The 10,396-nt window shown below is 72.4% G+C and carries 9 protein-coding genes; all 9 read left to right on the plus strand.

What is annotated here, in order from left to right:
- Positions 1–11 precede the first annotated feature (11 nt).
- Positions 12–1,280 (plus strand): acetylornithine transaminase, encoded by a 1,269-nt coding sequence (locus ACTHAM_RS12145; RefSeq protein WP_440687780.1) that lies wholly within the window; start codon positions 12–14, stop codon positions 1,278–1,280.
- Positions 1,281–1,341: 61 nt separating this feature from the next.
- Positions 1,342–2,274, plus strand: a complete 933-nt coding sequence (gene argF, locus ACTHAM_RS12150) for an ornithine carbamoyltransferase (protein WP_440687757.1) — start codon at positions 1,342–1,344, stop codon at positions 2,272–2,274.
- Positions 2,271–2,813 carry an arginine repressor gene (locus tag ACTHAM_RS12155; protein ID WP_440687759.1) on the plus strand — a complete coding sequence of 181 codons (543 nt, stop codon included), beginning with the start codon at positions 2,271–2,273 and terminating at the stop codon, positions 2,811–2,813. Before argF ends, ACTHAM_RS12155 begins: the two co-directional genes overlap by 4 nt.
- A gap of 85 nt (positions 2,814–2,898) precedes the next feature.
- Complete coding sequence (locus tag ACTHAM_RS12160; RefSeq protein WP_440687761.1) at positions 2,899–4,140, plus strand: argininosuccinate synthase; 1,242 nt, start codon at positions 2,899–2,901, stop codon at positions 4,138–4,140.
- A gap of 25 nt (positions 4,141–4,165) precedes the next feature.
- Positions 4,166–5,614 (plus strand): argininosuccinate lyase, encoded by a 1,449-nt coding sequence (gene argH / locus ACTHAM_RS12165; protein ID WP_440687782.1) that lies wholly within the window; start codon positions 4,166–4,168, stop codon positions 5,612–5,614.
- 93 nt (positions 5,615–5,707) lie between these two features.
- A complete protein-coding gene (locus ACTHAM_RS12170; protein WP_440687763.1) occupies positions 5,708–6,976 on the plus strand; it encodes a methyl-accepting chemotaxis protein in 1,269 nt (422 codons plus the stop codon).
- Positions 6,977–7,075: 99 nt separating this feature from the next.
- Entirely contained in the window at positions 7,076–7,687 is a 612-nt protein-coding gene (locus ACTHAM_RS12175) for a uridine kinase family protein (protein ID WP_440687765.1), read from the plus strand.
- Positions 7,688–7,816: 129 nt separating this feature from the next.
- Positions 7,817–8,485 carry a DNA-3-methyladenine glycosylase gene (locus tag ACTHAM_RS12180; RefSeq protein ID WP_440687784.1) on the plus strand — a complete coding sequence of 223 codons (669 nt, stop codon included), beginning with the start codon at positions 7,817–7,819 and terminating at the stop codon, positions 8,483–8,485.
- Between the two features lie 82 nt (positions 8,486–8,567).
- Complete coding sequence (gene tyrS, locus ACTHAM_RS12185) at positions 8,568–9,830, plus strand: tyrosine--tRNA ligase (protein WP_440687768.1); 1,263 nt, start codon at positions 8,568–8,570, stop codon at positions 9,828–9,830.
- Positions 9,831–10,396: the final 566 nt, after the last annotated feature.

Below are 10,396 nucleotides of genomic sequence, written 5' to 3' on the forward strand. Positions count from 1 at the left end.
GCCGCCACCGTCTGGCGGCCGACGCCGACGCCAGCGTCCCGGTCCCGGTGACGTCCGGGTCGGTCGCGGAGTGGACCGACCGCTACACCCACGCCCTCATGGACACCTTCGGCGCCCCGCAGCGCGTGCTCGTGCGAGGTGAGGGCCCCTATGTGTGGGACGCCGACGGGCGCCGGTACCTCGACCTGCTCGGCGGCATCGCCGTCAACTGCCTCGGGCACGCGCACCCCACGCTCACCGCGGCCATCAGTGCGCAGCTGGGCACGCTCGGGCACGTGTCGAACTTCTTCGCCAGCCCCGCGCAGATCGCCCTGGCCGAACGGCTCCTGGGCCTGGCCGGCGCGCCGGCAGGTTCGCGCGTCTTCCTCACGAACTCCGGCACCGAGGCCAACGAGGCCGCCTTCAAGCTCGCCCGGCGCAACGGTGGCGCCGACCGTCCCCGGATCCTGGCCCTCGAAGGTGCCTTCCACGGTCGGTCCATGGGGGCGCTGGCACTGACGCACAAGGCGGCGTACCGCGAGCCCTTCGAGCCGCTGCCCGGCGGCGTGGAGTTCCTGCCCTTCGGGGACACCGACGCACTGCGCGCGGCGTTCGCCGACGGCACGGGTGCCCAGGTGGCCGCGCTGTTCGTCGAGCCGATCCAGGGAGAGGCCGGGGTGCGCCCGCTGCCGCCCGGCTACCTCGCCCTGGCCCGTGAGCTGACCGCGCAGCACGGTGCCCTGCTGATCCTCGACGAGGTGCAGACGGGCATGGGCCGCACCGGCACCTGGCTCGCGCACCAGCACCCGTCCCTCGGCGGCGGCATCGTGCCCGATGCCGTGACGCTCGCCAAGGGCCTGGGCGGTGGGTTCCCCGTCGGTGCCCTGGTCGCCTACGGCGAGCGGACCGCCACGCTCCTGCACCGCGGCCAGCACGGCACGACCTTCGGCGGCAACCCCGTCGCCGGCGCGGCGGCGCTCGCGACGATCGCCGTCATCGAGCGCGACGGGCTGCTCGCGCACGTCACCGAGCTCGGTGCACGGCTGCGGGGGCGCATCCAGGGCCTGCACCACCCGCTCGTGGCACAGGTGCGCGGTGAGGGCCTGCTCATCGGCGTCGAGCTGGCGCGGCCGGTGGCCGCACGCGTGGCAGCCGAGGCGCTCGCGGCCGGGATCATCGTCAACCCCTGCACGCCAACCACGGTGCGCATCGCCCCGCCCTTCGTGCTCACCGACGACCAGGCCGCCGTGTTCGTCGACTTCCTCGCGGCCCTGCCGCACGACCTGGGAGAGGACGACTGATGGAGCGTCACTTCCTGCGCGACGGCTCGTCCGTCCGCGCACTCGAGGGGGCTGAGTCCTGATGGCGCGTCACTTCCTGCGCGACGACGATCTGACCCCCCGCGAGCAGCGTGAGGTCCTCGCGCTTGCCGACGCCTTCCGTGACGACCGGTACATCCGCACGCCGCTGTCCGGGCCGCGTGCCGTGGCGGTGGTCTTCGACAAGCCGACGCTGCGCACGCAGGTCTCGTTCACCACGGGCATCGCCGAGCTCGGCGGCTACCCGCTGGTCGTCGACGGTGCGCTGGCCCAGATCGGGGTGCGCGAGTCCGTGGCGGACACCGCCCGGGTGCTGGGTCGCCAGGTCGCGGCGATCGTGTGGCGCACGCACGCGCAGTCACGGATCGAGGAGATGGCCGCCACGGCGGGCGTTCCGGTGGTCAACGCGCTGACCGACGACTTCCACCCGTGCCAGATCCTGGCTGACCTGCTCACCATCGCCCAGCACCGCGGCGGGGTGGGCAACCTGCCCGGTCAGACCTTGGCCTACGTGGGCGACGGGTCGAACAACATGGCCCACTCCTACCTGCTGGGCGGAGCCACCGCGGGCCTGCACGTGCGGATCGGCACACCCGAGGGCTACCTGCCGGACGCCGGGGTCGTCGCGGACGCCACGCGCATCGCGGCGACGACGGGCGGGTCGGTGACGGTCACGCACGTGCTCGCCGAGGCGGTCACCGGGGCGGACGTCGTGGCCACGGACACGTGGGTGTCGATGGGTCAGGAGGACCAGGCCGCGGCCCGCGAGACGCCCTTCGTGCCGTTCCGGGTCGACTCGGCGGCGATGTCCCTGGCGCGCCCCGACGCGATCGTGCTGCACTGCCTGCCCGCGTACCGCGGCAAGGAGATCACCGCGGAGGTGCTCGACGGCCCGCAGTCGGTGGTGTGGGACGAGGCGGAGAACCGCCTGCACGCCCAGAAGGCGCTGCTGGCGTTCGTGCTGGAGCGGTCATGAGCGCCCCCACGCCGGCCCACGCGGCCGGGTCCACCGCTCCCACCACCAAGGCTGCACGGCACGCGCTGGTCCGTGGGCTGCTCACGCGCGGCCCCGTCCACTCGCAGGCCGAGCTGGCCGAGCTGCTGGCTGCCGAGGGCGTGTCGGTGACGCAGGCGACCCTGTCGCGCGATCTCGTCGAGCTGCGCGCGGTGAAGGTCCGCACGTCCTCGGGGGCGTTGGCCTACTCGGTGCCCTCCGAGGGCTCCGTGCCGGCGAGCCCCGGTGCGGATGCGGAGTTCCTCGCCAGCCGGCTGGCCCGGCTGTGCGCCGAGCTGCTGGTCACCGCCGAGGCGTCCGGCAACCTCGTGGTGCTGCGCACCCCGCCGGGCGGCGCCCAGTTCCTGGCCTCGGCGATCGACCACTCGATCCTGCCGGCGGTGCTGGGCACCATCGCGGGCGACGACACGATCCTGGTGATCGCCCGCGACACCGAGGAGCCCGCGGGTGCGGCCGGTGCCGCGCTCGCCGCCCGGTTCCTGGCGCTGGCCAGCGGATGACCTCGGGCCGTGCGCCCGGCGCGCCCGGGCTCGCGGCCTTCGACAGACTGACCCCATCGTTCGACCAAGAAGAGAGAGCAACCCCATGACTGAGCGCGTCGTCCTCGCGTACTCCGGCGGACTGGACACCTCCGTCGGCATCGGCTGGATCGCCGAGGCCACCGGCGCCGAGGTGATCGCCGTGGCCGTCGACGTCGGCCAGGGTGGCGAGGACCTGCAGGTCATCCGCCAGCGCGCGCTCGACTGCGGCGCCGTCGAGGCGTACGTCGCCGACGCCCGCGACGAGTTCGCCACCGAGTACTGCATGCCGGCGCTGAAGGCCAACGGCATGTACCTGGACCGCTACCCGCTGGTCTCGGCGCTCTCGCGCCCCGTGATCGTCAAGCACCTGGTGCGTGCCGCCCGCCAGTTCGGCGCCACGACGGTCGCCCACGGCTGCACCGGCAAGGGCAACGACCAGGTCCGCTTCGAGGTCGGCATCACCTCGCTGGCTCCCGACCTGACGTGCCTGGCGCCCGTGCGTGACCTGGCGCTCACGCGTGACAAGGCGATCGAGTTCGCCGAGAGCCACAAGCTGCCGATCGCCACCACCAAGCACAACCCGTTCTCGATCGACCAGAACGTGTGGGGCCGCGCCGTCGAGACGGGCTTCCTCGAGGACATCTGGAACGCCCCGACCAAGGACGTCTACACCTACACCGACGACCCGACGTTCCCGCCGGTCGCCGACGAGGTCGTCATCACGTTCGAGCAGGGTGTGCCCGTCGCGCTCGACGGCGTCCCGGTCACCCCGCTGCAGGCCATCCAGGAGATGAACCGCCGGGCCGGCGCGCAGGGCGTCGGCCGGATCGACATCGTCGAGGACCGCCTGGTGGGCATCAAGTCCCGCGAGGTGTACGAGGCCCCCGGCGCGATCGCCCTCATCGCCGCGCACCAGGAGCTCGAGAACGTCACGGTCGAGCGTGAGCAGGCCCGCTTCAAGCGTCAGGTCGAGCAGCGCTGGACCGAGCTGGTCTACGACGGCCAGTGGTTCTCCCCGCTGAAGAAGTCGCTCGACACGTTCGTCGACGACACCCAGCGCTACGTCTCGGGTGACGTGCGCCTCGTGCTGCACGGTGGCCGCGCCACGGTCACCGGCCGCCGCTCGGACGCGAGCCTGTACGACTTCAACCTGGCGACCTACGACACGGGCGACACGTTCGACCAGGCCGCGGCCAAGGGCTTCATCGAGATCTACGGTCTGAGCTCGAAGCTGGCCGCCGCGCGCGACGTGCGTTTCGGCAACGGCGTCGACCTGGGCGACCAGGGCGGGATCACCGGTGCCTGACCAGCAGGTCCCCGCGCCTGAGGCCATGTCGGCTCCCGAGGCCGGACCGCTCGCCCTGTGGGGTGGGCGGTTCGCCTCGGGCCCGGCGGCCGCGTTGGCCGACCTGTCCCGTTCGACGCACTTCGACTGGCGCCTGGCCGACCACGACATCACCGGGTCGGTGGCGCACGCGCACGTGCTGCACGGCGCGGGGCTGCTCTCGGACGACGAGGTGGCCCGCATGGTCGACGCCCTCGAGCGCCTGCGCGCCGACGTCACCTCGGGGGCGTTCGGCCCGAGCCCGGACGACGAGGACGTGCACACGGCCCTCGAACGGGGTCTGCTCGAGCGTGCGGGTACCGACCTCGGCGGCAAGCTGCGCGCGGGCCGCTCGCGCAACGACCAGATCGCCACGTTGGTCCGCATGTACCTGCGGACGCAGTCGCGCACGCTGGCCGGTCTCGTGCTCGACGTCGTCGATGCGCTCGTGGCGCAGGCTGCGGCGGCGGGCGACTCCCCGATGCCCGGTCGCACGCACCTGCAGCACGCGCAGCCGGTGCTGCTCGCGCACCACCTGCTGGCGCACGCCTGGCCGTTGCTGCGCGACGTCGAGCGATGGGTCGACTGGGACCGCCGTGCGGCCCTCTCGCCGTACGGTTCGGGCGCCCTGGCCGGGTCGTCGCTGGGCCTCGACCCGGCGGCCGTGGCCGCCGAGCTGGGCTTCGCCGGCCCGGTGCAGAACTCGATCGACGGCACGGCCTCGCGCGACGTGGTGGCCGAGTTCGCGTTCGTGGCCGCCATGCTCGCCGTCGACGTCTCCCGGCTGGCGGAGGAGGTCGTGCTGTGGTCCACCAAGGAGTTCGGCTTCGTGCGCCTGCACGACGCCTACTCCACGGGGTCGAGCATCATGCCGCAGAAGAAGAACCCGGACGTCGCCGAGCTGGCTCGCGGCAAGGCGGGTCGGCTCGTGGGTGACCTCACGGGTCTGCTCACCACCCTCAAGGGTCTGCCGCTGGCGTACAACCGTGACCTGCAGGAGGACAAGGAGCCGGTGTTCGACCAGGTCGACCAGCTCACCGTGCTGCTGCCCGCTTTCGCGGGCATGGTCGCCACGCTCACCTTCGACACCGAGCGCATGGCGGCCCTCGCACCGCAGGGCTTCTCGTTGGCGACCGACATCGCCGAGTGGCTGGTCCGGCAGGGCGTGCCGTTCCGTGTCGCGCACGAGGTGGCGGGGGCGTGCGTGCGTGCGTGCGAGCAGCACTCACCGGCGATCGAGCTGTGGGAGCTGACGGACGCCGAGCTCGCCGCGATCTCGGTGCACCTGACCCCGCAGGTTCGGCAGGTGCTGTCCGTCGAGGGGTCGCTGGGCTCCCGTGACGCCGCGGGCGGTACGGCCCCGGTGCGGGTCGTGGAGCAGCTGGCGGCGGCGGGCGCACGGGTGGCGGAGCTGCGGGCGTGGAGCAGCGCGCCGGTCGGGACGACCGGGACCTGAGTCCCCTCATCACGGCCCGGTTCCGGCCGATCGGGCGCTGGACAGCGGGGGTGGGCCAGCCGCCCCCGCGACCGGATCCCCGAGGAGCGAACGATGGGCCACTCCGTCGCCAGCACGTCCGTCCGCACGACGTCCCAGCCCGACGTCATGCCTTACACGGTCGGGCTGAACCCGGTGCAGCGTTGGTTCGCCGACCGCAGCGTCCGGGCGAAGGTGGCGATGCTGGCGACCGTGATGGTCGTGCTGCTCGGCGCGACGGTGCTGGTGGCGCTGAACGGCATCGCTGCGATGACACGTCACTCCGGTGATGCCACCGCGCTGGCCGATCAGGCGCGGTCGACCCGCACGTCGATCCTTGCGCTCGCGGTGGCGGCCGGGGTCATCGGGTTCACTCTCGCCCGGATCGGCTCGCGGTCGATGACGCGGGAGCTGGACCGGATGGTCACCGTCGCGATGGCGGTCGAGCGGGGCGACCTGACCGTGCGCGCGCGCCTGGACAACGCCGACCAGATCGGTGTGGCCGGGCGCGCGCTCGACTCGGGCCTGGACGCCCTGCGTTCGTCGCTGGACGGCGTCACGCAGGAGGTCGGTGCGCTGACCGGCGGCGCTCGTGCGCTCGACGAGGGCAACCGTGAGCTGACGGCCACCTCGACCCGCATGGAGCAGGAGGCGCAGGCGGTGGCAGCCGCGGCCGGCCAGGTGTCGCAGACCGTGCAGGCCGTGGCGGCAGGCGCCGAGCAGATGGGCTCCTCGATCCGGGAGATCGCCAGCAGCACGGGCGAGGCGGTGAAGGTGGCGGCGGATGCCTCGGACGTCGCGGGCGAGGCGGTCACCACGGTCGCGCGGCTGGGTGAGTCCTCCGTCCAGATCGGCACGGTGCTTCGGCTCATCACGTCGATCGCGGAGCAGACGAACCTGTTGGCGCTCAACGCGACCATCGAGGCGGCACGGGCCGGGGAGGCCGGTAAGGGCTTCGCGGTCGTCGCGGGCGAGGTCAAGGAGCTGGCGGGCGAGACGGCACGGGCCACGGAGGAGATCGGTCGTCGGATCGAGGCCATCCAGGCCGACACGACGGCCGCGGTCGACTCGATCGGGCGGATCACGGAGATCATCGCGGCGATCAGCGAGCACCAGTCGACCATCGCGGCGGCAGTCGAGGAGCAGACGGCCACGACCGCGGAGATGTCCCGCGGTGTGGCCGAGGCGGCGTCGGGTGTCGGCGAGATCGCGCAGAAGACCTCCGCCGTGGCCGGCTCGACCGCGGCGACCTCGCGGGAGCTGGAGCGGGAGGGCGCGGTGGTGACGTCGCTGTCTGCCGGCTTCGGTCGCCTGGACGGTCTGGTCTCGGCCTTCCACGTCTGACCTCACGGTGCGGTGGGTCGTGGGCGGGTTCGTCGCCGCCCACGACACACTGGACCCCGCGCCGCCGACCGGAGGTGCGGTCCGAGGCCGGGGGTGGCTGTGAGCGAGGTGGTCGGCGCTGCGGCGCGCGAGGCGCTGGCGCTGCTCGTGCAGCGCACGTGCGCGGCTCGCCCGCGCCTGGGCCGCACCCGTCTGGTGTGCGTCGACGGTCCGGCCGGTTCCGGGAAGACCACGACGGCACGGCGGCTGGCAGAGGCCCTCGACGGTGAGGGCGTCACGGCGCACGTGGTGCATCTCGACGACCTGTACGCGGGGTGGTCGGGCCTGGAGGGCTCGTTGTGGCCCCGCCTGGCTGCGCAGGTGCTCGCACCGCTGCACCGCGGCCTGCCGGGCCGCTTCCAGCGTTTCGACTGGCCGTCGGGGAGGTTCGCCGAGTGGGTGGACGTCCCGGTCCGGGACGTGCTGGTCCTCGAGGGTTGCGGTGCGGCACGCCGGGAGTGCGAGCCGTTCGTGTCGGTGCGCGTGTGGGTGCAGGCGCCAGCCGAGCTGCGACTGCGTCGAGGGCTTGCCCGCGACGGCGAGCAGGCGAGGCCGCACTGGGTGGCCTGGATGGCGGACGAGGACCGTCATTTCGCGGTCGAGCGGACGGCTGAGCGGGCCGACGTCCGTCTGGACGCGCTCGGCGGACTCGTCCGTCCCGTCGGCGGGTGAGGGTGCGGGGTCCTGCCGTGGAGCATGTCGGTCCGCGACGTGCCGACCAGGCTCCGGTCGGTCGGGCGGGTCGCGCCCGGTGTGCGGCAGGATGACCCCGTGACCAGCGAGCAGCCGACACCGTCGGGGGTGCCCGACGCGGCGACCCCGGGTGCGGTCGTGGCTGTGCCCGCCCGCGTCTGGTACGCCCGTGACGTGCACGAGGTCGCCCTCAACCTGCTCGGTTCCTACCTGACGTCCCGTTCCGACGAGGGTGAGGTCACGGTTCGGCTGACGGAGGTCGAGGCCTACGGCGGCACCGACGACCCGGGCTCTCACGCGTTCCGGGGTCGCTCGGCCCGCAACGCGGTGATGTTCGCCGAGCCAGGCCGCCTGTACGTGTACCGGCACCTCGGCCTGCACCATTGCGTGAACGTCGTCGCCGAGCCGACGGGTCGCCCGGCGGCGGTGCTGCTGCGCGCCGGCGAGGTCGTCGAGGGGGTGGCGCTGGCGCGTCGACGCCGCGAGGCGGTCGGCGTGGTCGACTCCGAGCGTCAGCTCGCCCGCGGTCCGGCGCGGCTGGCGGTGTGCCTGGGCCTGGACCTGCGCTCGAACGGCGCCGACCTGACGGAGGCGGGCGGGTCGCTCGTCCTGCACCGCTACGAGAACGCTGTGCGGGCTGCGCACGCGAGCGGTCCGCGCGTGGGCGTCTCGGGCGAGGGCGGCACGCATCCGTGGCGTTACTGGTTGACCAACGAGAGCACCGTGTCCGCGTACCGGCCCGCGTATCGGCCGCCGGCGTCGGTAGACGCCCCGTGAGGGGCGACGACGTCGGCCTGACGCGACCTGCACGCCTGCGGCCCGCCCCGGCGGGTCCGGACCCCGACCTGGAGACCTCCCTGTGAACCACATCCTTGACGAGCTGGCCTGGCGCGGCCTGATCGCGCAGTCCACCGACCTTGACGCACTGCGTGCGGCGCTCGACGCCGGCCCCGTGGGCCTGTACTGCGGTTTCGACCCGACGGCGCCCAGCCTGCACATCGGCAATCTGGTGCAGATCCTCACGGTGCGCCGGTTCCAGGACGCAGGCCATCGGGCGTTCGGCCTGGTCGGTGGCGCGACGGGCCTGATCGGCGACCCGAAGATGACGGGGGAGCGCACGCTCAACGAGCCGGACGTGGTGCGCGGCTGGGTGGAGCGGATCCGCGGACAGATCGCCCCGCTGCTGCGGTTCGACGGCCCGAACCCGGCCACGATGGTGAACAACCTCGACTGGACCTCGCAGCTGTCGGCGATCGACTTCCTTCGGGACGTGGGCAAGCACTACCGCCTGGGCACCATGCTCGCCAAGGACACGGTGGCCCGTCGGCTCACCAGCGAGCAGGGCATCAGCTTCACGGAGTTCAGCTACCAGATCCTGCAGGGCATGGACTTCCTGGAGCTGCACCGCCGGTACGGCGTGAGCCTGCAGACCGGAGGCAACGACCAGTGGGGCAACCTGCTCTCGGGTGTCGAGCTGATCCGCAAGGTCGAGGGCACGGCGGTGCACGCCGTCACCACGCCGCTGATCACCAAGGCGGACGGCACCAAGTTCGGCAAGACGGAGTCCGGCACGGTGTGGCTCGACCCGGAGCTGACGAGCGCGTACGCCTTCTACCAGTTCTGGCTGAACGCCGAGGACGCCGACGTGGTGGCGTACCTGAAGGTCTTCACGTTCCGGTCGCGCGAGCAGATCGAGGAGCTGGCCGAGGCGGTGCGCCAGCGCCCTGCGGCCCGTGAGGCCCAGCGCGCTCTCGCCTACGACGTGACGGCCCTGGTGCACGGCGCGGCTGCCGCGGACTCCGTGGTTGCCGCCAGCCAGGCGCTCTTCGGCCGCGGTTCCTTGGTCGATCTCGATGCCTCGACGTTCGCCGCGGCGGTGGCCGAGCTGCCCCGCACCGCGGGGGCTCCGGGCGACCTGGTCTCGGACCTTCTGGCGTCCGCCGGCGTGGTGCGCAGCAAGGCGGAGGCGCGACGGGCCATCGGCGAGGGCGGTGCGTCGGTGAACAACGTCCGGGTGGCGACCGAGGACGCGGTGCTCGAGGCGGCCGACCTCCTGCATGGTCGATGGGCCGTGCTCCGCCGCGGCAAGCGCACGCTCGCCGTGGTCGACGCGCAGCGCTGAGCCCGCTTGCCGGGTCCTTCGACATGGCCGTCACGCCGAAGAAGGACCCGGCCGAGGCGCTTGACCTGGACGAACGGCGAGGAGCCGACGCTCCGGGCGCTGTCCCTCCTGCGGGTCCCAGGTCCGTGACCGGGGTCACGCGGACGCGATTTGCGCCCGCCGCAACACGCGCGTAATGTTCTCGGAGTTCGCCCGGCAGGGAGGAACAGACACCGAGGGCCTCGCCCGGGTGGCTGGTCTCAGCGGGCAGGACAACCCCGAACATCTCAGACGAGGCGCTCAGTGCGTCTCGTCGAGTGGTGCGGGTCGGACCCCTTGAAGGTCGGCAGAGCGCGAACAGCGAGGAGCCGAAAGATAGGATACGGTTCGGAACCGCTCGAAGAATCACCTCGGTGAATCGCAGAGCAAAGATCATCGAAAGCAATTGTCTCGCGGAAATGCGAATTGACAAGAAGCCGAGAAGATCTGCTAGGATTGAGAACAACGAAAGCCTCCGGGCAGGTCGAGAGACTGAATCGGATGCGCGTCTGTTCCTTGAGAACTCAACAGTGTGCCAAGTAGTCGAT

Source organism: Cellulomonas soli, assembly GCF_052036975.1.
Taxonomy (GTDB): domain Bacteria; phylum Actinomycetota; class Actinomycetes; order Actinomycetales; family Cellulomonadaceae; genus Cellulomonas; species Cellulomonas soli_A.